At 66.9% G+C, this 21,922-nt stretch carries 18 protein-coding genes; 10 read left to right on the top strand and 8 right to left on the bottom strand.

Annotated elements, in window-relative coordinates:
* Positions 1-151: 151 nt before the first annotated feature.
* The gene (gene dnaA, locus ABD017_RS05865) at positions 152-1,486 is read right to left on the bottom strand and encodes a chromosomal replication initiator protein DnaA (RefSeq protein ID WP_343881133.1); all 1,335 of its coding nucleotides are present in this window, start codon (positions 1,484-1,486) and stop codon (positions 152-154) included.
* 190 nt (positions 1,487-1,676) lie between these two features.
* Between dnaA and rpmH the strand changes: the two genes are divergently transcribed.
* From rpmH to ABD017_RS05835, 6 genes are all read left to right on the top strand, one after another.
* The gene (gene rpmH / locus ABD017_RS05860; protein ID WP_007510029.1) at positions 1,677-1,811 is read left to right on the top strand and encodes a 50S ribosomal protein L34; all 135 of its coding nucleotides are present in this window, start codon (positions 1,677-1,679) and stop codon (positions 1,809-1,811) included.
* Positions 1,812-1,825: 14 nt separating this feature from the next.
* Complete coding sequence (gene rnpA, locus ABD017_RS05855; protein WP_343881130.1) at positions 1,826-2,227, top strand: ribonuclease P protein component; 402 nt, start codon at positions 1,826-1,828, stop codon at positions 2,225-2,227.
* Positions 2,228-2,288: 61 nt separating this feature from the next.
* A complete protein-coding gene (yidC, locus tag ABD017_RS05850) occupies positions 2,289-4,004 on the top strand; it encodes a membrane protein insertase YidC (protein WP_343881128.1) in 1,716 nt (571 codons plus the stop codon).
* Between the two features lie 91 nt (positions 4,005-4,095).
* A complete protein-coding gene (mnmE, locus tag ABD017_RS05845; RefSeq protein ID WP_343881126.1) occupies positions 4,096-5,439 on the top strand; it encodes a tRNA uridine-5-carboxymethylaminomethyl(34) synthesis GTPase MnmE in 1,344 nt (447 codons plus the stop codon).
* 247 nt (positions 5,440-5,686) lie between these two features.
* Entirely contained in the window at positions 5,687-5,863 is a 177-nt protein-coding gene (locus tag ABD017_RS05840) for a hypothetical protein (RefSeq protein WP_343881125.1), read from the top strand.
* Positions 5,847-6,767 (top strand): SDH family Clp fold serine proteinase, encoded by a 921-nt coding sequence (locus ABD017_RS05835; RefSeq protein WP_343881124.1) that lies wholly within the window; start codon positions 5,847-5,849, stop codon positions 6,765-6,767. Before ABD017_RS05840 ends, ABD017_RS05835 begins: the two co-directional genes overlap by 17 nt.
* 151 nt (positions 6,768-6,918) lie before the next feature.
* Here the strand turns inward: ABD017_RS05835 and ABD017_RS05830 are convergent, their stop codons facing one another.
* The 3 genes from ABD017_RS05830 to ABD017_RS05820 all read right to left on the bottom strand — a co-directional run bounded on the left by ABD017_RS05830 (position 6,919) and on the right by ABD017_RS05820 (position 14,873).
* Complete coding sequence (locus ABD017_RS05830) at positions 6,919-10,047, bottom strand: efflux RND transporter permease subunit (protein WP_343881123.1); 3,129 nt, start codon at positions 10,045-10,047, stop codon at positions 6,919-6,921.
* 255 nt (positions 10,048-10,302) lie between these two features.
* Positions 10,303-13,536, bottom strand: a complete 3,234-nt coding sequence (locus ABD017_RS05825) for an efflux RND transporter permease subunit (RefSeq protein ID WP_343881121.1) — start codon at positions 13,534-13,536, stop codon at positions 10,303-10,305.
* A 107-nt stretch (positions 13,537-13,643) separates the two neighbouring features.
* Positions 13,644-14,873 (bottom strand): efflux RND transporter periplasmic adaptor subunit, encoded by a 1,230-nt coding sequence (locus ABD017_RS05820; RefSeq protein WP_343881119.1) that lies wholly within the window; start codon positions 14,871-14,873, stop codon positions 13,644-13,646.
* A 417-nt stretch (positions 14,874-15,290) separates the two neighbouring features.
* Here ABD017_RS05820 and ABD017_RS05815 point away from each other — a divergent pair, with 417 nt between their 5' ends.
* A complete protein-coding gene (locus ABD017_RS05815; RefSeq protein WP_425543696.1) occupies positions 15,291-15,812 on the top strand; it encodes a c-type cytochrome in 522 nt (173 codons plus the stop codon).
* 250 nt (positions 15,813-16,062) lie between these two features.
* On the opposite strand, the gene ABD017_RS05810 is transcribed toward ABD017_RS05815, so the two are convergent.
* Positions 16,063-16,656: an acyl carrier protein phosphodiesterase gene (locus ABD017_RS05810; RefSeq protein ID WP_343881117.1), complete on the bottom strand. Its 594-nt coding sequence runs from the start codon at positions 16,654-16,656 to the stop codon at positions 16,063-16,065.
* A 48-nt stretch (positions 16,657-16,704) separates the two neighbouring features.
* On the opposite strand from ABD017_RS05810, the gene ABD017_RS05805 reads away from it, so the two are divergent.
* Positions 16,705-17,400 (top strand): alpha/beta hydrolase, encoded by a 696-nt coding sequence (locus ABD017_RS05805; protein ID WP_343881115.1) that lies wholly within the window; start codon positions 16,705-16,707, stop codon positions 17,398-17,400.
* A gap of 42 nt (positions 17,401-17,442) precedes the next feature.
* The gene (zapE, locus tag ABD017_RS05800; RefSeq protein WP_343881113.1) at positions 17,443-18,555 is read left to right on the top strand and encodes a cell division protein ZapE; all 1,113 of its coding nucleotides are present in this window, start codon (positions 17,443-17,445) and stop codon (positions 18,553-18,555) included.
* Between the two features lie 70 nt (positions 18,556-18,625).
* Here zapE and ABD017_RS05795 read toward each other — a convergent pair whose 3' ends face one another.
* Together ABD017_RS05795 and gpmA are read right to left on the bottom strand one after the other, a co-directional pair.
* The gene (locus tag ABD017_RS05795) at positions 18,626-19,189 is read right to left on the bottom strand and encodes a CcdC protein domain-containing protein (RefSeq protein WP_343881111.1); all 564 of its coding nucleotides are present in this window, start codon (positions 19,187-19,189) and stop codon (positions 18,626-18,628) included.
* Between the two features lie 343 nt (positions 19,190-19,532).
* The gene (gene gpmA / locus ABD017_RS05790; RefSeq protein WP_343881109.1) at positions 19,533-20,276 is read right to left on the bottom strand and encodes a 2,3-diphosphoglycerate-dependent phosphoglycerate mutase; all 744 of its coding nucleotides are present in this window, start codon (positions 20,274-20,276) and stop codon (positions 19,533-19,535) included.
* 147 nt (positions 20,277-20,423) lie between these two features.
* Here gpmA and ABD017_RS05785 point away from each other — a divergent pair, with 147 nt between their 5' ends.
* Positions 20,424-21,068, top strand: a complete 645-nt coding sequence (locus ABD017_RS05785) for a DUF4097 family beta strand repeat-containing protein (RefSeq protein ID WP_343881107.1) — start codon at positions 20,424-20,426, stop codon at positions 21,066-21,068.
* Between the two features lie 97 nt (positions 21,069-21,165).
* Here the strand turns inward: ABD017_RS05785 and kduD are convergent, their stop codons facing one another.
* Positions 21,166-21,921, bottom strand: coding sequence for a 2-dehydro-3-deoxy-D-gluconate 5-dehydrogenase KduD (gene kduD, locus ABD017_RS05780; protein ID WP_343881105.1), 756 nt, complete (start codon positions 21,919-21,921; stop codon positions 21,166-21,168).
* Position 21,922 lies beyond the last annotated feature (1 nt).

Here is a 21,922-nt window from a genome sequence, read left to right as displayed (position 1 = left end):
TAAAATCAATTGCTTAACGGGACCAACGGCTGTGGCTGGCGAGGCGGTCCGGCTGTTGATCGATTGTGGGTAACTTTTTGCGGCGTTTCATCCACCTATTATCCACAGCCAGCCCCGCCAGTTATGCATGACTTTCGCACGCGCGGCTACGTCAGCCTGTCAACGTCCTGATCAACTGCTCCCAATCCTGGCGCATGCGGGTATCGGTTTCGACGAACTTGCGGATCGTGCGGCACGCGTGCAGCACGGTGGTGTGATCGCGGCCGCCGAAGGCCTCGCCGATCTCCGGCAGGCTGTGCTCGGTGAGCTCCTTCGACAGCGCCATCGCGTATTGCCGTGGCCGCGCCAGCGAACGCACGCGCCGTTTCGACAGCAGATCCTGCAGTCGCACGTTGAAGTACTCGGCGGTGATCTTCTGGATGTTGGGTACGGTGATGGCCTGGGCGTGCGTGGCCAGCAGGTCGCGCAAGGTCTCTTCGGCAAAATCGGTGGTGATCGGCTTGCCGTAGAAGTTGGCCCGTGCCGCCAGCGTGTTCAGTGCACCCTCCAGGTCGCGCACGTTGGAGCGGATGCGCTTGGCCAGCAGCATCGCCACGTTCTCGTCCACCGCCACGCCCTTGTCGTGGGCCTTGGCCAGCAGGATCGCCGCGCGCGTCTCGAAATCCGGCGGTTCGATCGCCACGCTGAGGCCCCAGCCCAGGCGCGACTTCAGGCGCGGTTCGAGCTTGTCCACCTCCTTCGGGTAGCGGTCGCAGGTGAGGATGATCTGCTGCTTGGACTCGAACAACGCATTGAAGGTGTGGAAGAACTCCTCCTGCGTGGTGTCCTTGCCGGCGAAAAACTGGATGTCGTCGATCAGCAGCGCGTCCACCGAGCGGAAGCGCTGCTTGAACTGGTCCATGCTCTTGGTCCGCAGCGCCTCGATCATCGAGCCCACGAACTGCTCCGAACGCAGGTACAGCACCTTGCGCTCCGGGTTCTGCTGCCGGATCAGGTTGCCCGCGGCGTGCATCAGGTGGGTCTTGCCCAGGCCGGTGCCGCCATACAGCAGCAGGGGGTTGTAGGCGCGGCCGGGGTTCATCGCCACCTGCATCGCCGCCGCCTTGCCCAGCTGGTTGGATTTGCCCTCGACGAAGGTCTCGAAGGTGTAATGCGGGTCCAGGTTGTGCGGGAAACTGGCCGCCGCCGGTTCCTGCACGGCCGGTGCCGGCGCGGACGCGGGCCTGGTCGCCGGCGCCGGACGCGGCGAGCTGGAGCCCACCTCCAGGCGCACGGTCAGCGCATGGCCGGTCAACTGTTCCATCACCGACTCGATGCGCGCCAGGTAGCGGTCGCGCACGGTGTCGAGCGTGTAGGGGTTGGGGGCAAACAACTGCAGGCCCGTGGTGCTGTCGCGGGCCTGCAACGGCATCAGCCACGTATGCAGGTCCTCGGCGCTCAATTCGCCTTCCAGACGCTCGAGGCAACGTCGCCACAAATCACTCATCGATCTATTCAATCCACTGCAGGAAGCGCTGGCGCGCGGAATGTCGATCGGCAAGTCTACCAGTACGCCCTGCCGCCATGCCGTTTTATCCACATGGTGTCCACAGGCCGGCGGCGGGCGCATTTGACAGCGCCACGATCTGACCACATACTCGCAAACCTTTTTACCCACATTCCCTTCGGAGTAAGCCATGAAGCGGACCTTCCAGCCCAGCAAGCTCAAGCGCGCGCGCACGCACGGTTTCCGTGCCCGTATGGCCACCGCCGACGGTCGCAAAGTCCTCAACGCCCGTCGCGCCAAGGGCCGCAAGCGCCTGATCCCGTAAGCGGCGTACCGGTGATGGCCCCTGCCGGACTGCCGCGCGAGGCGCGGTTGCGTCGGCCGGGTGATTTCGCCGCCTTGCGAGCAAGCAGCGGACGCGCAGGCGGCCGCTGTTTTCATATGCGCTTCCGAGACAACGAGCTGGGTCATGCCCGGCTTGGCCTGGCGGTCTCCAAGCGCGTTTCGAAACGCGCGGTCGAGCGCAACCGCATCAAGCGCCTGGTGCGCGAGTCCTTTCGCCAGGTCCGCCATCGGCTGCCTGCGGTCGACCTGATGGTGATGGCGCGCGAGCAGGCGGCCAACGTGCCGGGGCCGCAATTGCTGGCGGAAATCGACACGTTGTGGAACAAGCTGCTCGCCAGCACGGCGCCAGCCGAACCATTGAAGCGGGTCGACGACACCACCACAATCGGCCGTTGACCTCCCTTTTCCTGCCTCCCGCGGCCGCTCCGAGTCGTGGCGTTACCGGATTTGCTACGCGATGAATCAAACGCGCACCTTCCTCATGTTCGCCCTGCTGGCGGTCGCCTATCTGCTGTTTCTGGCCTGGGAGAAGGATTACGCGCCGCAACCGCCACAGGCCGCCGTGGCCAGCGCGTCCAGCGCTGCGGTGCCGGCCGATGCCAGCGTGCCGGGCGCGATACCCGAGGCCGGCTCGGCGCCTGCCGCGGTCGCTGCCGACCACGCCACGGCGCCATCGGCAGCGCCATCGCCGCGCATCACCATCACCACCGACGTATTGCGCCTGGTCGTGGATACCCGCGGCGGCAGCGTGGTGCACAGCGACCTGCTCGCCTACCCCTCCGTCGCCCCCACCCACAAGCATCCCTCGCCGCCGCCGGTAGCGCTGCTGAACGACAGCGCCACGCGCTATTTCGTGGCGCAGAACGGCTTGGTCAGCAGCTCCGGCACGCAGGATCAACCGAACCACCTGGCGCTGTTCCACAGCGACAAGGCCGCCTACACGCTGGCCAGCGGCCAGGACGAATTGCAGGTGCCGCTGACCTGGCAGAACGCGGACGGTCTCAAGGTCACCAAGATCTACACGTTCAAGCGCGGCAGCTACGTGATCGGGCTGACCCAGCGCATCGACAACGGCAGCAGCCAGACCTGGCAGGGCAACGCCTACCGCCAGTTGCTGCGGGTGGAGCCGCCCAAGCCCGAGGGCTGGCTGAAGAGCTTCATGGACCCCGAATCGCGCAGCTTCCAGGGCGCCGCCTGGTACACCGGCGAGAAGTTCGAAAAGCTGCCGTTCAAGGATTTCGCCGAGAAGGACGACGCGCTCGATGCGTCCTACAAGGGCGGCTGGGCGGCGATGCTGAGGTTGTACTACTTCGCCGCGTGGATCCCGCCGGCGGACCAGACCGACCATTACGTCACCACCACGCTCGACCCTGACAGCGCGCATCCGCGCTACCTGATCCGCGCGATCGGTCCGGCCATGACGGTGGCGCCCGGGCAGAGCCAGAGCAGCCAGGCCCGGCTGTACATCGGCCCGAACGTGCAAGGCACGCTGGACGCGATCGCGCCGGGGCTGGACCTCACCATCGACTACGGCATGCTCAAGGCCATCGCGGTGCCGATGCACTGGGTGCTGTCGCAGTTCCACGCGATAACGAAGAACTGGGGCCTGGCGATCATCCTGCTGGTGCTGCTGATCAAGGGCCTCACCTGGAAGCTCACCGCGGTGCAGTACCGCTCCAGCGCGCGCATGCGCAAGCTGGCACCGCGCATCGCGCAGCTGAAGGAGCGCTACGGCGACGACAAGCTGAAGATGCAGCAGGCCACCATGGAGCTGTACAAGAAGGAGAAGGTCAACCCGATGGGCGGCTGCCTGCCGGTGCTGATCACCATGCCGGTGTTCTACGGCCTGTTCTACGTGCTCGAGTACAGCCTGGAACTGCGCCACGCGCCGTTCCTGTGGATCCCCGACCTCAGCGCCGCCGACCCGCTCTACATCCTGCCGATCATCTACGCGCTGGTGATGCTGGGCACCCAATGGCTGAACCCCGTCGCCGCGGGCATGGACCCGACCCAGGCGAAGATGATGAAGGTGATGCCGCTGCTGTTCTCGGTGATGTTCGCCTTCTTCCCCGCCGGTCTGTGCCTGTACTACGCGGTGAACGGCCTGGTCGGCCTGGGCCAGCAGTGGTGGGTCACGCACCACGTGGATCGCGAGGAAGCGAAAGCGGCCTGAGCATCGGCGCGCTGCTTCCCTACCCAGCCGCGTCGATGACCTCGCCGCGGCTGTTTTCTTTTATCGCCGACACCAAGACAACGCCTTTCCCATGACACCGCCCGTCACCGACACCATTGCCGCCATCGCCAGTGCCGCCGGCGCCGCCGGCGTGGGCGTGGTACGTGTATCCGGGCCGGCGGCTCCCGTCATCGCGGCAACCTTGCTCGGTCGCGCACCCACACCCCGGTACGCCCACTTCGCCGCCTTCCGCGACGGTGACGGCGAGCTCATCGACCGCGGCCTGTTGTTGCACTTCCCCGCGCCCGCCTCGTACACCGGCGAGCACGTGCTGGAACTGCAAGGCCACGGCAGCGCAGTAGTGCTCGACCTGCTGCTGCGCCGTTGCTGCGAACTGGGCGCGCGGCTGGCCCGACCCGGCGAATTCACCGAACGCGCCTTTCTCAACGGCAAGCTCGACCTGGCCCAGGCCGAAGCCGTCGCCGACCTGATCGCGGCGCGCTCGCAGTCCGGCGCCCGCGCCGCGCTGCACTCGATGGAAGGCGTGTTCTCGCGCAAGGTCGAGGCGCTGCTGCAAGCCCTGATCGCCCTGCGCGTCCACATCGAGGCGGCGATCGATTTCCCCGAGGAAGAGATCGACTTCCTCGCCGACCCGGCCATCACGGCGCAACTCGACAGCCTGCGCACCGAACTGGCCGAGCTGCTGCGTGAGGCGCAACGCGGCCTGCGCTTGAACGATGGCCTCAAGGTGGCCATCGTGGGCCGCCCCAACGCCGGCAAATCCAGCCTGCTCAACGCGCTGGCCGGCAGCGACCGCGCCATCGTCAACGCTGTCGCCGGCACCACCCGCGACGTGCTGCGCGAGCACCTCGACCTCGACGGCATCGCCCTCGAACTGGCCGACACCGCGGGCCTGCGCGACACCGACGACGAAGTCGAACGCGAAGGCGTGCGCCGCGCCCACGGCGAACTGCAGCGCGCCGACGTGGCCCTGCTGGTCACCGACGCCGACCACGCCGACGCCGACCAGCAGTTCTTCGCCAACCTGCCCGAAGGCGTCGAGCGGCTGGTGATGATCAACAAGATCGACCTGGACCAGGCCCCCGCCCGCAGTGGCCAGCGCAACGGCACCCGCTGGCTGTGGGCCTCGGCCAAGACCGGCGCCGGCCTCGACGCCCTGCGCAAGGCCCTGCGCCTGCTGGCCGGTGCCGGCGGCGAAGGCAGCTTCAGCGCCCGCCGCCGCCACGTCCTGGCCCTCGAAACCGTGCGCGACCACCTCGATCGCACCGCCACCGTCCTGGCCACCACCCGCGCCGGCGAACTCGCCGCCGAAGAACTGCGCCACGCCCAGCAGGCGCTGGGCGAAATCACCGGCAGCTACAGCAGCGACGATCTGCTGGGGGCGATCTTCGGGTCGTTCTGCATCGGGAAGTGATTTAACGTTTCCAGCCGTCCCCAAGTGATCCCGATATATCCACCGATTTCGCGCTGATTCGGCGACAACTTGGTTGCGCGCCTCTTGGGTGGGCAGCATACCGTGCACCAATTCTCTGGCTACGATGCTGCCGCATGGGTCTAAGCGTGGCCGTTCAGGTACTTATTCACAATAAACTGGATAATCTTGTTGATAAGTCACCAGCTTTTGGTTGACCATATCCTCGAACAGGGGGATGGAGCGCATCATGAGTGCTGAGCTGAAAGATGCCTTGGCGGACGCTGACAGGCTGTACCAGGAATACGTGAAGCTGGCTGAGCTAGGCCAGTTGGGTTCAATGGATCCGGAACCGCCCGAAAGCGTGATCGTCGCGTCGGTGAGCCCGGTTCTCATCGAGAGCTACGCGAATGGCATCGTGGGATGAGCTTCGCTTAGAGCTTGATCGGCAACCCAATGACAACGCAAAGCTTGCTTGGCTGAACCAGACACTGGTGGCATCGCTGCGTAGCGTCGCCGGTCTACAGAGCGGTGCCAATGTGATTTTCTACGCAAGCGGGTTTCTTCAGAAACCAGCCGCTCCGGCGTGGACGACCATGATGACCACCGAAGACCTCAACGGGCTCATGGCGGTTCTTCATGGGATGGATTGCACGAAGCCTCTTCTGTTGGTCATGCATACGCCGGGTGGGGACCCAGGTGCCGCCAACGCGATGGTCCCTTACCTGCACGCAAAATTCCCGCTCATCGAATCGATTGTGCCTACCTATGCAATGTCGGCTGGCACGATGGTTTGCTTGGGAACCGATCGGATCATGATGGGGAAGCAGAGTCAGCTGGGCCCTATCGATGCGCAGTTGGGCTGGGGTAACCGCACGGTTTCCGCTGGCGAAGTGATAGATACCTTCAACCGTGCGTCCACGGATATAGCCAATAACAACGCGAAAGCGCATCTATGGCATCCGATCCTGCAGAGCATGGGTCCTTCGTTGGTTTCCCAAGCTCGCAATGCCCTCGATTACGGTGAACAGATGGTCGCGGGCTGGTTGGCTAATCGCATGTTCAAGGACCAGGCTGAGCCGTTGAAGATGGCCGCTAGCGTTGCTGCCCACTTCAACGATACCTCCGTTCATAAGCATCACGGCAGGCGTATCGATCGTGACCAGGCACGAGCATTAGGCGTGTACATCGATGAGCTTGAGCAAAACCAAGATTTACAGGATGCGGTCCTGACCACCTATCACGTCGCCTCGTTGTATTTCAGTGTCACAAAGGCCGTGAAGTTCATGGCGAATGACGCTGGCAAGCTTTGGTTGAAGAACCTTGCATAGCCAATGATCGATCCGCTTGGGCTCATTAGCGGGTCCAGAGGTGGAGATGGAAGGTATGGCCTAATAGCTGCAATGGCTGGTAGGCCTATGTGCCTTTCTACCTCGGCAAATAGCCGTCCATCCGGCCGATTCCCCAACCGGCGAACGCTGATTAGATGCTCGCCGGCAATCGTCGTGCCGTTCGCCGTGCCCGCCGCCGCGCGACCCAGCTTTTCCGCCGCTCGGCCAGGCACGAGAAGATCACGTACAGCGCCGGGGTGCTGAGCAGGGTGAGGCTTTGCGAGATCAGCAGGCCGCCGATCAGGGCGATGCCCAGCGGGCGGCGCAGTTCGCTGCCTTCGCCCAGGCCAATGGCGATGGGCAGGGCGGCCAGGATGGCGACCATGGTGGTCATCATGATCGGGCGGAAGCGCACGATGCAGGCTTCGCGCACGGCCTCCAGCGGGGTCTTGCCGTGCTCGCGTTCGGCGACCAGGGCGAAGTCGATCATCATGATCGCGTTCTTCTTGACGATGCCGATCAGCAGCACCAGCGCGATCTGCGCCACCACCGACAGTTCGGTGTCGGTCAGCCACAACGCCAGCAGCGCGCCCACGCCCGCGGCCGGCAAGGTGGACAGAATGGTGACCGGATGCAGCAGGCTTTCGTACAGCATGCCCAGCACGATGTAGACGGTGATCACGGCGGCCAGCACCAGCCACAGCATGCCGCCTTGCGACTCCTGGAAGCGGCGGAAGTCGCCGCCCACGTTGAGCCGGATGTCGCCGGGCATGCGCATGCCGCTGACCGTGGCCTGCACGATCGCCATCGCCTCACCCATGCTCACGCCGGGTGCCAGGTTGAAGCTGAGATCCATCGTGGTGTACTGGTTCTCGTGGCTGATCGACGAGGGCGACAGGCCCGGCTCCTGCCGTGTGAACGCGGTGATGGGAATCATCTGGCCGCTGCTGGAACGCACGTAGATGCGGTTGAGCGCGTCGGGCGTGGCGGTTTGCGCGGGCAGCGCGTTGACCACCACCTTGTACTGGTTGATGTCCGAGTAGATGGTCGATACCTGGCGCTGGCCGAAGGCGTCGTACAGCGCGCCGTCGATGGCGCCGATGGACACGCCCAGCTGCGCGGCGCGATCGCGGTCGATCACGATGTTCTGGCGCAAGCCACCCTCTTCCACATCGCTGCCCACGTCGGCCAGTTTCGGGTTCTTCTTCAGCTCCGCCACCAGCTTCGGCAGCCACTCCTGCAACTCGGCCAAGTCGTTGCCCTGCAGCCCGATCTGGTACTGCGCGCCCTGGTCGCCGCCCCCGCCGCCGCCACTGGGCAGGTCCTGCACCGGGCGCAGGCGCAGGTTGAGGTCGGGATATTTCGCGGCCTTGGCGCTGAGCCGCGCGAGCACGGCGAAGGTGTCGTCCTTGCGGCCGTCGGCGCGCGTCTTCAGGTCGATGTTGAACGAGGCGCTGGCGCCGTGCCGGCTGCTGCCCAGGCGCGAACCCACCGACGCCACATCGGGGTCGGCCAGCAGCATGTCGGTGAGGCGCCGCAGCCGCTGCCGGCTTTCCTCGAACGACACGGTGGCGCTGGAACTGGCGCGACCCCAGATCAGGCCGGTGTCCTGCGGCGGGAACAAGCCAGTCTTGACCACGCCGAACAGGAAGAACGTGGCCGCAATGAGCAGCAGCGGCGTCAGCGAAAGCGCCAGCGCATGGCGCAGCGAAAAGCCCAGCGCGCGGGTGTACACGCGCAGCATGCCGGCGTGGAAACGATCCAGCGCCCGGCCCAGCCGCGACGGTTTCTCCGGCTCGCGATGACCATTGAGGAAGCGGCCGCACAGCGCCGGCGTCAGCGTCAGCGAGATCACTGCCGACACCACGATGGCCGCCACCAAGGTGGCGGCGAACTCGTGCATGAACATGCCGGTCATGCCACCGGCAAACAGCAGCGGGATGAACACCGCCACCAGCGACGCGGTGATCGAGACGATGGTGAAGCCGATCTCGCGCGCGCCGGCCAGGGTGGCCTGCAGGCGGCTCATGCCGTTGTCGATATGGCGGATGATGTTCTCGATCACCACGATCGCGTCGTCCACCACGAAACCGATCGCGATCACCAGCGCCAGCAGGGTGAGGTTGTTGAGCGTGTAGCCGAACAGGTACATCGCCACGAACGCGCCGGCCAGCGACAGCGGCACCGCCGTGGCGGCGATCAGGGTGGGCGCCAGCCGGCGCAGGAACAGCGCCATCGTCAACACCACCATGGCCAGCGAGATCAGCAGCGTGGCCTGCACCTCGTGCAGCGAGGCGCGGATGGTGGGCGTGCCGTCGAAGAACGGCGTCAGCCGCGTGCTCGGTTGCAGGTAGGCGCGCAGCAGCGGCACCTGCGCCTTGACCAGGTCCACGGTGGCGATGATGTTGGCGTCGGCCTTCTTGTACACGTACATCAGCACCGCGGGCTTGCCGTCGAACCACGCCGCCTGGTACGCGTCCTGCGGGCCGGCGTACACGTGCGCCACATCGCGCAGGCGTACCGGCGTGCCGTCGTGGCTGGCGATCACCAGCGAGGCGAAGTCGTCGGCGTTGTGCAGCTGGGTGGTGGCGTTGATCGCCATGGTGGTCTTGCCGTTGGACAGGAAGCCCTCCGGCGAGGTGACGTTGGCGGCGCTGAGCGCGTTGCGCAGCTGGTCGGGCGAAATGCCCATCGCGTTCAGCGCGCGCAGGTTCACGTCGACGCGGATCGCGGGCGTGGCGGCGCCGGCGATCTCCACCGACGATACCCCCGGCAGCTGGCGCAGCCGCTGCGCCAGCAAGGTATCGGCCACGTTGTACAGCGCGTCGGCCGATTGCGTGTCAGAGGTCAGCGCGAAGGCGATGATCGGGTCGTCGTTGGGGTCGGCCTTCTGGTAGCTTGGCGCGCTGTTGAGGCCGGTGGGCAGATCGGGCGCGGCCGCGTTGATCGCCGCCTGCACGTCGCGCGCCGCCGCATCCAGATCGACGTCGCCGTTGAACATCATGAAGACGAAGGTGCTGCCTTCGGAACTGCGCGAGCGCATGGTCTGGATGCCGGGCACCTGGCCCAGGTGGCGTTCCAGTGGCGCGGCCACCGTCGAGGCCATCGTGCTGGCATCGGCGCCGCTCTGGCTGGCCTGCACGAAGATCGCCGGAAACTGCATCGCCGGCAGCGCCGCCACGCCCAGCAGCACGTAGCAGATCGCACCAACGACGAAGAGCCCCATCGCCAGCAGCGAGGTGCCGATCGGGCGACGGATGAAGATGCCGGAAATGTTCATGGATCAAGCGTGACCGGGGAGTCCGCGGAGGTATGGCAGAAGGGGCGTGAACGGCACATCCCAGCTCTCAACGGTCGAGCGGCGAAAAGGTTGAACCGCGGCCGCTCCTTCGATGCCGCCGCGCACCGCTCCTCCCCCTGCGCGCAGGGGGAGGCTGGGAGGGGGTTGCGCAGGATCGCGGGGAAGATCAAAGGCGACCCCTCCCCAGCCCTCCCCTGCGAGCAGGGGAGGGAGCAAAGCGGCGGCGCGACGCGCTCAGGCCGCTTGGCCGGCGTGGCGCAGGGCGCGCTGTTCGCGGCGCGCGGCCAGCCAGTCGGAGAAACGCTCCATGTACAGGTAGATCACCGGCGTGGTGTACAGCGTCACCAGCTGCGACAACAGCAGGCCGCCGACGATGGATACACCCAGCGGCCGGCGCAGTTCGGCGCCGATGCCGTTGCCCAATGCCAGCGGCAAGGCGCCCAGCATCGCCGCGGCGGTGGTCATCATGATCGGGCGGAAGCGCAGCAGGCAGGCGCGGCGGATCGCGTCGTGCGCGTTCATGCCGGTGCGGCGCGCCTCGATCGCGAAGTCGATCATCATGATCGCGTTTTTCTTCACGATGCCTATCAGCAGCACGATGCCCACGATGCCGTCCACCGACAGGCTCATGCCGCAGATGATCAGCGCCAGCAACGCGCCCACGCCGGCCGGCGGCAGGGTGGAGATGATCGTCAACGGATGGATGTAGCTCTCGTACAGCACGCCCAGCACGATGTAGATCACCACGATCGCCGCCAGCAGCAGCAGCACCTCGTCACCGATCGAGGAACTGAACTCCGCCGCCTTGCCCACGAACTCGCCACGCACCTGCGGCGGAAAATTCAGCTGCGCCTCGGTGGCGTGGATCGCATCCACCGCATCGGACAGCGCGTAGCCCGGCGCCACGTTGAACGCCAGCGTCACCGCCGGCAACTGCTGCTGGTGACTGATCACCAGCGGCGCGCTGGTGACCTGGGCGCTGGCCAGCGACGACAGCGGGATGGTGCCGCCGCCACCGATCTCGAAGCCCACGTTGCCGGCGTTGCCGATGCCCGAGGGCGTGGCCGAGTTGCTGGATTTCACCTGGCCGAAGCTGGTGGCATTGCTGCCGGTCAGCGCGCCGTTGCCATTGCCGCGCACGGTGAGCTTGTTCAAGAGGTCGTCCGAATTGCGGAACTCGGGCGCCACCTCCAGCACCACGCGGTACTGGTTGAGCTGGGTGAAGATGGTGGAGATCTGGCGCTGGCCGAACGCGTCGTACAGGGTGTCGTCGATGCTCTGCACCGGTACGCCCAGGCGGCTGGCCTTCTCACGGTCGATGGTGAGCTTCAGCGCGTTGCCCTTGTCGGCGAGGTTGTTGTCCACGTCGGCCAGTTCCGGGCGCTGGCGCAGCGCCTCGGTCATGCGCGCGGCATAGGTGGCCAGCTCGGCCGAGTTCACGTCGGACAAGGTGTACTGGTATTCGGTGGCGGCCACGCGGCTGTCCAGCGTCACGTCCTGCACCGGCTTCAGGTACAGCGCCACGCCGGGGATGTCGGCCACCGCCTGCTGCAGCCGCGGCAGCAGCTTGTCCAGGCCGTCGCGGTCGCCGCGCTCCTTCAGCACGATGCTGAGCTGGCCCTGGTTGATGGTGGGGTTGATCGTGCCGGCACCGATGAAGGCGGCCACGCCGGCCACGGCCGGGTCCTTGCGCAGCGCTTCGGCCACCACCTTGGTGCGGTCCTCCATCTGCGGGAAGGCGATGTTCTGGTCGGCCTGCACCACGCCGGTGATCAGGCCGGTGTCCTGCTCGGGCAGCAGGCCCTTGGGGATGATGATGTAGAGGCACACGGTCAGCACCACCGCGGCGGCGGCCACCAGCATGGTCAGCTTCTGGCGTGCCAGCACCCAGTCCAGCGAGCGCTCGTAGGCGCCCACCGTGCGCACCCACAGGTCGCGCTTGCCGTCGGCCGCGCTGCGCTCGTGCGCGTCGTCGCCCGGCGGCAGTTCGTCGGGCTTGAGCAGGTAGGCGCACATCATCGGCGTCAGCGTCAGCGACACCAGCATCGAGATCGTCACCGCGATGGTCAGCACCCAGGCGAACTCGTGGAACAGCCGGCCGGTGACGCCGGGCATCAGCAGCAGCGGCAGGAACACCGCCACCAGCGACACCGTCAACGACAGCACCGTGAAGCCGATTTCGCGCGCGCCGATCTCGGCCGCCTCCTTGCCGCTCTTGCCCTGCTCGATGTAGCGCACGATGTTCTCGATCATCACGATCGCATCGTCCACCACGAAGCCGGTGGCCACGGTCAGCGCCATCAGCGACAGGTTGTCCAGCGACATGCCGGTGAACGCCATCACGCCGAACGTACCCATCAGCGACAGCGGCACCGCGGTGGCCGGAATGATGGTCGCCCACAACCGGCGCAGGAACACGAAGATCACCGCCACCACCAGGAAGATGGTCAGCAGCAACGTGAACTGCACGTCGTGCACCGACGCCTGGATGGTGATGGTGCGGTCGGCGAACACGTCCAGGTGCACGTCGGCCGGCAGCGCGTTGCGCAGCTCGGGCAGCACCTGGCGGATCTGCTTCACCGTCTGCACGATGTTGGCGCCGGGTTGGCGGCGGATGTCCAGCAACACCGCCGGCTGGCCGTTGGCCCACGCCGCCAGCTGGTCGTTCTCCACCCCGTCGACCACCTTGGCCACGTCCGACAGCCGCACCGGCGCGCCGTTCTTGTAGCTGATGATGGTGTTCTTGTATTCGGCCGCGCTGCTGAGCTGGTCGTTGGTGCCGATGGAGTAGCTCTGCGTCTTGCCGTTGAGCGTGCCCTTGGGCGCGTTGACGTTGGCCTGGGTCAGCGCGCTGCGCACGTCTTCAAGCGTGAGGCCCAGGTTGGACAGCTGCGCCGGGTTCACCTGCACCCGCACGGCCGGGCGCACGTTGCCGGCGATCGAGACCAGGCCCACGCCCTGCACCTGCGACAGCTTCTGCGCCAGGATCGAGTCGGCCAGGTCGTTGACGTCGCGCAGCGGGCGGCTGCCCGATTGCAGCGACAGGGTGAGGATCGGCGCATCGGCCGGGTTGACGCGGTTGTACACCGGCGGGTACGGCAGGTTGCCCGGCAGCGTGCCCTTGGCCTGGTTGATCGCCGCCTGCACGTCCTGCGCGGCGATGTCGATGTCCCGGTCCATGTTGAACTGCAGGATGATCGTGGACAGCCCGGCGGAGGAGTCCGAGCTCATCATCGCCAGGCCGGAGATCTGGCCCAGGTTGCGTTCCAGCGGCGTGGTCACCAGCGACGCCATGGTGCTGGCGCTGGCGCCCGGGTACTGCGTGGTCACCACCAGGCTGGGCGCCTCGATTTCCGGCAGCGCGGACACCGGCAGCTGCCGGTAGCCCAGGATGCCCAGCAGCAGGATCGCCACCATCAGCAGCGAGGTGGCGATCGGGCGGCGGATGAAGAGTGTGGAGAATCCCATGGCTATCCGGAACGTGGAGGGGCGGCGTCCGCCGCGATCAGGGCCAGCAGCTGGCAGGTTTCATCGCATGGCGTACCGGCGGCAGGCCGCCGGCACGCACGGCCGGATCAATGACGGCGACGGCCGCCCTTGGTGTCCTTCTTCGCCTTGTCCAGCTCGGCCTGGGTCGGCACCGCCGGCACTTCACCGGGCTTGAGCGCATTGACCTTGCTGCCGGGTTTCAGCCGGAACTGGCCTTCGGTGACCACGCGGTCGCCGGCCTTCAGGCCGCTGCCGATCATCACGTGGCTGTCGCCCACTTCGCCGGCCACCACCACGGGCTGCATCCTGACCGTGCTGTCGCCCTGCACCTGGTAGACGTAGTCGCCGTCCGGTCCGCGCTGCACCGCCTGCGCCGGGATCACCAGCGCACCCATCGCGGTGCGTACCTGCAGCCGCACGTTGACGAACTGGCCCGGCCACAGTTCGTTCTTGGCGTTGGCGAATTCGGACTTCAGGCGGAACGTGCCGGTGCTGGTGTCGATCTGGTTGTCGATCACCTTCAGCACGCCGCCGGTGGCGATCGGGTGCGCGTCGACGCGATCCAGCGCGGTCACTTCCAACGGCGAGCTGTCGTTGGCGGCGGCGGCGCGAACCATGTCCAGGTTCTGCTCGGGCAGGGTGAACATCACATAGATCGGATGCAGCTGGGTCAGCGTGACGATCGCCGTGCTGGTGCTCACCACGTTGCCCGGGTCCACATTGCGGATGCCGGCCAGGCCGTCGATCGGCGACACCACCTTGGTGTACGCCAGCTGCACCTGGGCATCGCGGATGCTGGCCGCGTCCGACGCCACCGCGGCCTGGTACTGCGAGGCTGTGTTGCGCAAGGTGTCCAGATCCTGCTTCGAGATGTAGCCCTTGGCCGCCAGGTCCTGGCTGCGCGTCAGGTTGCTTTTGGCGGTGGCCAGCTGCGCCTCGTCCTGGCGCTTCCTGGCCACGGCCTGGTCGAGCGCGGCCTGGTAGGTGCGCGGGTCGATCTGCGCCAGCACCTGGCCCTTCTTCACCGGCTGCCCTTCCTGGAAATCCAGGCTCAGCAGCTGGCCGCCCACCTGCGGGTTCAGTGTCACCGTGTTCAGCGCCTGCACCGTGCCCAGCGCGGTCAGGAAAACCGGCACGTTCTTGCGCTCCACCGGCACCACCGTGACCGGCACCGGCGTGGCGTCGGCGCCGTCGGCCTTGGCACCGGCGGCGTGCGCCCCGGCTGGTGCGGCCGGCTTGTGCAGCAGGCGCACGCCCACGATCGCCAGCACCACAACCGCAATCACGATCAACGTGATCTTCCAAAAACGCGACATGTAGAACTCCTGGGTTTGGCAGTGTGGCTGCCGGGACACGACCGCGGCGGGCGGGCGTGGGGGATTCCGGGTGAAAGCATAGAGGCAGTTCAACGAACCGGGACAATGCCAGTTGACACGGGTGCATCGTGACTGACGACACAGTGTGGCCGTGGCCGCACCGCGCCGTCACCGCCGTTGGCCGCCGTCGTCAACGCCGCACCCCGCCTGAAACTTGTGTCCCGCTTCGTTTATAATCCGCCGCTGGCATCCGCCTGCCTTCGACGGAGCCAACCGGTTGCCGGGGCATCGGGTTGTCTCGCGGCCATGGCGCTACCACAGGCGGCACTGCCGCTGACCTCATTATCGGCCGGGTCCGGAAACTACCGGGCCCGGCCGGGATTATCTACTGACTGGAGTACACGCGTGAGCGGTTCCCTGAGCAAATCCGACCAGACAACCATGCGCCAGTTTGCCATCATGATCGGCGGCCTCGTGGTGGTGGCGGTGATCCTGATCGTCACGGCGTTGTGCATCTACAACAGCGAGCCGAAGGAAACCGACCCGACCCAGCCCGCGCGCGTGGCCGAGCGGATCGCTCCGGCGGGCGCCGTGTACGCCGGCGACACCGGCCGCGCCGCGATGCAGGCCGCCGCCGAAGCCGCCAGCAAGGCCGCCGCCTCGCAGGTCGCCTACGGCGGCACCACCGACGGCAAGGAAATCTACGACCACCTGTGCACCAGCTGCCACACCGGCGGCATTGCCGGCGCGCCGAAGGTGGGCGACAAGGGCGCGTGGGCGCCGCGCATCGCCCAGGGCATCGACACCCTGGTCAAGCACGCGATCGAGGGTTATCACGGCCCGGACGGCAACTTCATGCCGCCCAAGGGTGGCAACCCGGCACTGACCGACGAACAGGTCACCAACGCCGTGCACTGGATCGTCGATCAGGCAAAGTAATTCGATCAGGCGAGCATCGCCTGATTCAACAAGCTTTCGCAAAACGCCGCCCATCGGGCGGCGTTCTCGTTTGCCCCTTCCCCCTGTGGGGGACAAATCGGCAGGACTGCCGATTTGCACGGCGAAGCCGCCCGCAGGGTGAGGGCCAGGGATGGCCCGAATGTAGGTTGGGATGGGGAGCCCCGGCTGGCGGAAAAGTCAAAAGCACCCCTCCCCAACCCTCCCCTGCTGGCGCAGGGGAGGGAGCAGATCATCCCGCATGCTGCTCGACCCACGCCCGCGCAAATGCCTGCAACTGCGGAAAGAACGCCTCGAAATGCTGCTGCAGCACGGCCTCGCGTTCGGCCAGCACCGGCAGCGCGGAAGCGAGCGGGTTGGCGCGGCTCAGCCGTTGTCCGATCCCCGCCAGCGCCTGCCCGAGCACGGTGCGGTCGGCATAGGCGGCGGGCAGGTCGTTCTGTTCCATGTAGGCGGAAAAGCGGCGCAGGCCAGGCGGCAGGCGCGGCTGCTCGCGGCGCAGCAATCCACGCAGGGCCGCGGAGCGCAGCGCCAGCGGCTGGTCGCTCCAGCGCGAAAAATCGCGCGCCAGGCAATGGTCGAACCACATGTCCAGCAGGATGCCGGCATAGCGCCGGTACGGCGGCGGCAACCGGGCCTTGGCTGCCAGCACCTCGGCGTGCGCGTCGGTATAGACGTCGATGGCCCGATGCAGGCGGATGCCCTCGATGACCCGCGGCGCGAACCGGGCCGGGTCCGGCGCGCCGTGCACGAAATCGCCCAGCATGCCGCCCAGTTGCAGGGCTTCCTCGCTGCCGGCCAGCAGGGTATGCGCCAGGTGGTTCACCGGTGCGCCCTGCGGCAGCCGATTCCTTCGGCGGTTATGATCGTCCGCATGACGCCCATTGCACTTCCCGCCGATCCCGCCAGCTTTCCCGATGAAGCGGCCAGTTTCATGCTGGCCGGACCCGCCGGCAAGCTCGAAACCATCAGCGACGTGGCCGACCCGGCCTGTGCCCGCCGCGGCGTGGCCGTGGTCTGCCATCCGAACCCGGTTCAGGGCGGCACCATGCACAACAAGGTGGTGACGATGGTGGAGCGGGCGCTGCGCGAGTCCGGGCTCGATACCGTGCGCTTCAATTTCCGCGGCACCGGCGCCTCCGAAGGCGTCCACGACGAAGGCGAGGGCGAAGGCGACGATCTTGGCGCGGTGGTGGCGTGGGTGCGCCGCGTGCGCCCGGACGACGCGCTGTGGCTGGCCGGGTTCTCGTTCGGCAGCTACGTCAGCATCCGCCACGCGGTGCGCCTGCGCGCCGATGCGCTGGTCAGCATCGCGCCGCCGGTGGGCCGCTGGGCGTTCGAGACGATCGCGCCGCCCACCTGCCCGTGGCTGATCGTGCAGGGCGAGGCCGACGAGGTGGTCGATCCGCAAGCCGTGTTCGACTGGGTGGACACGTTGAAGCGCAAGCCGGAGCTGGTGCGGATGCCCGAGACCAGCCACTTCTTCCATCGCCGGCTGATGGACCTGCGCGGCGCGATCAAGCACGCGGTGCGTGGCTGGCTGCCGCCCAAGCGGGGCGGCGGCGCCTAGCGGTCAGCCCGTCTTCGCGACCTCCATCCTTCCGATCGGCCCATGCCCGAAAGCACGCTCCCCCCTTCCGCCCGCTATCTCGACGGCGTTGCAGCGCATCGCTGGGAATCGGACCCGACCCAGCTGGCGCTGCTGCCCGAGTTCGATCGCATGCACGCGGCATTGCGCGCCGAACCGGCGACTGGCGCCGGCCTGTTTGGACGGCTGAAATCGCTGCTCGCCAGCGAACCGGTCGCCGCGGTGCCGGGGCTTTACCTGTGGGGTTCGGTGGGCCGCGGCAAGACCTTCCTGATGGACCTGTTCGTGGCCAGCCTGCCCCACGGCGTCGCGCGGCGGCGGCACTTCCACCGCTTCATGGCCGAGGTGCACGACAGCCTGCGCGCGCTGGGCGATCGGCAGAGCCCGCTGGACGAGGTGGCGGAGGAACTGGCCGCGCATTGCCGGGTGCTGTGCCTGGACGAGTTCCTGGTCAACGACATCGGTGACGCGATGATCCTGGCCAACCTGCTGCAGGCGCTGTTCGAGCGTGGCGTGGCCTTGGTCACCACCTCCAACACCGCGCCGGCCCATCTCTATCGCGACGGCCTACAGCGCGCCCGCTTCCTGCCCGCCATCGCGCTGATCGAGCAGCATTGCCACGTGGTGGAGATGGCCTCCTCGCGCGACTGGCGGCTGCGAGCGCTGGCCCAGGCATCGGTCTACCACTACCCGCCCGGCGCTGAGGCGCATCGGGCGCTGGAGCGCATCTTCGCCCAGCAAGCCAGCGGCGAGGTGCGCGAGGGCGGCAGCATCCACGTCAACGGCCGCGACATCGCGTTGTGCAAGCGCGCCGACAACATCCTGTGGTTTGACTTCCCCGCGCTGTGCGAAGGCCCGCGCGCGGTGGCGGATTACATCGAACTGGCCAAGGCCGGGCCCGCGGTGATCGTGGCCAACGTGCCGCAATTCAGCATTTACAGCGAGGATGCGGCGCGCCGCTTCGTGCAGTTGGTGGACGAGTTCTACGACCGCCGCGTGAAGCTGGTGCTGTCCGCCGCCGCGCCGATCACCGAGCTGTACGACGGCGAGCGCCTGCGCGCGGAATTCGGCCGCACCGAGTCCCGCCTGATCGAGATGCAGAGCGAGGAATACCTGGCCAGCGCGCATTTGCCGTGAGGCCGGATTCGGGATTGGGGATTCGGGATTTGTAGAAGCTCAAGAGCGCCACACGCTCGGGCTTTTGCTCTTACGAGTCCCGAATTTCCAATCCCGAATTCCCACTTGCCGGCGGCGTTTGCTGGAAGCGCCGATGGTGGATCAGCAAGCCGCTGTAATACACGAGGTAGTAGCCCACCAGCACGCCGACCACCAGCATCGTCAGCGGGCTGGCGCTGTGGGACGCCATCGCGTGTCCCATCGGGTCTTCCACGCCGGGCGGGAGCTGCGAACCGATCATCATGAAACGCCACGCCAGTCGGCCCAGCAGCAACAGCGTGAGCAGGGCGCCGATCCAGCTGTTGGGCACGTAGCAGTCGCCGCGTACGGGGTCGGTTTCGAAGCGCGTGAGTCTCAGCCCCAGCAGGCCGACGGCGGCGCCGATCAGCATCCCGCCCAGCGCCCCTTCCGCCAGCGCCAGCCGGTGCAGGCCGCTGAGCGCCAGCAATACGCCGACCATCGCGAAGATGGCCACCCGGAAAACCATGCGCTTGCGCCGGATCGGCTGGCGCCCGAACTGCCGGCTGATGCGCCGCCACACCATCCAGGCGACAAACGGCAGCGCGACGAGGTAGTTGAGCATGTGCGCGGGCATGGCGTGATTCCGGCGGCGGAGGACACCAGCTTAGTGCGGTGGCGCGGCATGCAGAACTGACGCTTGTCACCCGTTATCGCTACACCTCAGCTTCCCCGCAAGCACCCGCCCCCTCTCCTCGATCCTCTCCCCGCTGGGGAGAGGAGGAATGACCGTGCCTTCGGGCTTTTCCACTCATCGGCCGGGCAAGGAAACGCCGTATGCCGCACCGTAAAGCCGGAACGGGGCCGCACGCCGCGCCACGAGGCCGGAAGAGGCCGTAATCCCCTCTCCCCTGCGGGGAGAGGGCTGGGGAGAGGGGGACACGCCGCGGGAAAGCCGCAACGAAGTCCGTTGACCCGACCTACTTCGCCTTCCCCTGGTTCGCCACCGCCGCCATCTTCGCCGCGATCACCTCGGCGTCGCCCAGGTAGTAATGCCGCAGCGGCTTCAGCGCGTCATCAAATTCGTACACCAGCGGCACGCCGTTGGGGATGTTCAGTTCCACGATGTCCTGGTCGGAAATGCCGTCCAGGTATTTCACCAGCGCGCGCAGCGAATTGCCGTGGGCGGCCACCACCACGCGCTGGCCGGCCTTGATCGCCGGCGCCAGCACCTCGTGCCAGTACGGCAGCACGCGGGCCACGGTGTCCTTGAGGCACTCGGTGTCGGGGATGTCCTTCGGATCCAGCGTGGCGTAGCGCGGGTCGTGTACCGACTCGTTGGCGCTGCGTTCCAGCGCCGGTGGCGGGATGTCGTAGCTGCGGCGCCAGATCTTGACCTGGTCCTCGCCAAACTTCGTGGCCGTTTCGGCCTTGTTGAGGCCGGTCAGCGCGCCGTAGTGGCGCTCGTTGAGGCGCCAGTCGGTCACTACCGGAATCCACATCAGTTCCATCGCGTCCTGTACGCCCCACAGCGTGCGCACGGCGCGCTTGAGTACCGAGGTATGCGCCACGTCGAACGTGTAACCCGCCTCCTTCAGCAGGCGGCCGGCCTCGGCGGCCTCGGCCACGCCCTGTTCGGTGAGATCGACGTCAGCCCAGCCGCTGAAGCGGTTGTCGAGATTCCACTGGGATTGGCCGTGCCGGATCAGGACGAGTTTGTGCATGGTGGGCGCCGTTTGTGCAAGGGAGGGAAACGATGAATGGTGCAGCCCAGCATCGGGTATCGTCAAATGCAGCCCTGCCACAGGTCATGCCAACCCATGGGGCCGCCAGCGCATCTCAAGCCGTCACCCATCACGAGGAACTGCCCCATGCGTCGCATCCTGTTTGCCCTGCTCCTGGTTCTGCCGCTGCTGGCCGCGGCCAGCGACAACGATATCGACAAGATCAACGGTGCCGCGCGGGTGGAGGCCGGCCAGCATGCCGGCGACGTCAGCACGGTCAACGGCGCGGTGGAGATCGGCGCCGGCGCGATCGTGAAGGAGGCCCAGACCGTCAACGGCGCGGTGACCCTCGGCGAGCGCGCGCAGGCGGCCGCGCTCAGCACGGTGAACGGCGCCATCCACCTGGGCACCGGCAGCAAGGTTGCCGGCGACGTGGACGCCACCAACGGCAGCGTCGAGCTGGCCCGCGGCGCCGACATCGGCGGCAAGCTCAGCAACGTCAACGGCGCCATCAGGCTGGATGCGGCGCACGTGGCCGGCGGTATCGAGACGGTCAGCGGCGACATCACCGTCGGCGCCGGTTCGCGGGTGGAGGGCGGCATCCTGGTGGACAAGTCCAGCAGCTGGTTCGGCTGGAACGACCGCAAGCCGACCGTGGTGATCGGCCCGCATGCCGTGGTGCAGGGCACGCTGGAATTTCGCCGCGACGTGGTGCTGAAAGTCAGTGACAGTGCGCAGATCGGCCCGGTGAAAGGTGCCACGGTGCAGAAGTTCAGCGGCGCGAATCCTTAAGCTTGCGGGATCCTGCAGCAGCGGCTTCAGCCGCGACGCTTTTTGCTTCTTGGAACAAGCGCGTCGCGGCTGAAGCCGCTCCTGCATGGGTGTTCCGCTAGCGCGCCAGCCAGCCGCCATCCACCGGCAGCACCGTGCCATGCACGTAGTCCGATGCGGCGGCGGCCAGGAATACCACCGCACCGGCCAGGTCGGCCGGCACGCCCCAGCGCCCGGCGGGGATGCGCGCCACGATCTCGCGCTGGCGCTTCTCGTCGGCGCGCAGCGCGGTGGTGTTGTTGGTCTCGAAATAGCCCGGCGCGATCGCGTTGACATTGATGCCGTGCGCGGCCCACTCGTTGGCCAGCAACCGGGTCAGCCCCAGCAGGCCGGATTTGCTGGCCGTATAGGAGGCCACGCGGATGCCGCCCTGGAACGAGAGCATCGAGGCGATGTTGACGATCTTGCCGGGCCGCTTGCGCTCCACCAGCCGTCGCGCCACCGCCTGGGAAAGGAAGAACACGGTCTTCAGGTTCACCCCCATCACCGCGTCCCAGTCCTCCTCGCTGAAATCCAGTGCGTCGTTGCGGCGGATGGTGCCGGCGTTGTTGACCAGGATGTCGATGCCGCCCAGCGCGCGCTCGACGGTTTCGATAATGGCGGGGATCGGCGCGGTGGTATCCAGCGATGCCTCCACCCAGTGGAAGCGGCGACCGGCCGTGCGCACCGCGCTGGCGGTGTCGGCCGGATCGGTGCGGCCCACGGCGGCCACGTCGGCGCCGGCGTCGGCCAGCGCGATCGCCATCGCCTGGCCCAGGCCGGTGTTGGCGCCACTGACCAGCGCCACCTTGCCCTGCAACGAAAACGGATTCATG

The organism is Rhodanobacter caeni (assembly GCF_039523575.1).
Lineage (GTDB): Bacteria > Pseudomonadota > Gammaproteobacteria > Xanthomonadales > Rhodanobacteraceae > Rhodanobacter > Rhodanobacter caeni.
The sequence above is the reverse complement of the archived record's forward strand: the minus strand, read 5'-3'. Positions and strand labels throughout refer to the sequence as shown.

What these genes read in the sequence shown, in the direction of transcription:
- dnaA (WP_343881133.1), bottom strand. Translation starts at nt 1,486, where the DNA reads ATGAGTGATTTGTGGCGACGTTGCCTCGAGCGTCTGGAAGGCGAATTG.
- rpmH (WP_007510029.1), top strand. Translation starts at nt 1,677, where the DNA reads ATGAAGCGGACCTTCCAGCCCAGCAAGCTCAAGCGCGCGCGCACGCAC.
- rnpA (WP_343881130.1), top strand. Translation starts at nt 1,826, where the DNA reads ATGGCCCCTGCCGGACTGCCGCGCGAGGCGCGGTTGCGTCGGCCGGGT.
- yidC (WP_343881128.1), top strand. Translation starts at nt 2,289, where the DNA reads ATGAATCAAACGCGCACCTTCCTCATGTTCGCCCTGCTGGCGGTCGCC.
- mnmE (WP_343881126.1), top strand. Translation starts at nt 4,096, where the DNA reads ATGACACCGCCCGTCACCGACACCATTGCCGCCATCGCCAGTGCCGCC.
- ABD017_RS05840 (WP_343881125.1), top strand. Translation starts at nt 5,687, where the DNA reads ATGAGTGCTGAGCTGAAAGATGCCTTGGCGGACGCTGACAGGCTGTAC.
- ABD017_RS05835 (WP_343881124.1), top strand. Translation starts at nt 5,847, where the DNA reads ATGGCATCGTGGGATGAGCTTCGCTTAGAGCTTGATCGGCAACCCAAT.
- ABD017_RS05830 (WP_343881123.1), bottom strand. Translation starts at nt 10,047, where the DNA reads ATGAACATTTCCGGCATCTTCATCCGTCGCCCGATCGGCACCTCGCTG.
- ABD017_RS05825 (WP_343881121.1), bottom strand. Translation starts at nt 13,536, where the DNA reads ATGGGATTCTCCACACTCTTCATCCGCCGCCCGATCGCCACCTCGCTG.
- ABD017_RS05820 (WP_343881119.1), bottom strand. Translation starts at nt 14,873, where the DNA reads ATGTCGCGTTTTTGGAAGATCACGTTGATCGTGATTGCGGTTGTGGTG.
- ABD017_RS05805 (WP_343881115.1), top strand. Translation starts at nt 16,705, where the DNA reads ATGACGCCCATTGCACTTCCCGCCGATCCCGCCAGCTTTCCCGATGAA.
- zapE (WP_343881113.1), top strand. Translation starts at nt 17,443, where the DNA reads ATGCCCGAAAGCACGCTCCCCCCTTCCGCCCGCTATCTCGACGGCGTT.
- ABD017_RS05795 (WP_343881111.1), bottom strand. Translation starts at nt 19,189, where the DNA reads ATGCCCGCGCACATGCTCAACTACCTCGTCGCGCTGCCGTTTGTCGCC.
- gpmA (WP_343881109.1), bottom strand. Translation starts at nt 20,276, where the DNA reads ATGCACAAACTCGTCCTGATCCGGCACGGCCAATCCCAGTGGAATCTC.
- ABD017_RS05785 (WP_343881107.1), top strand. Translation starts at nt 20,424, where the DNA reads ATGCGTCGCATCCTGTTTGCCCTGCTCCTGGTTCTGCCGCTGCTGGCC.
- kduD (WP_343881105.1), bottom strand. Translation starts at nt 21,921, where the DNA reads ATGAATCCGTTTTCGTTGCAGGGCAAGGTGGCGCTGGTCAGTGGCGCC.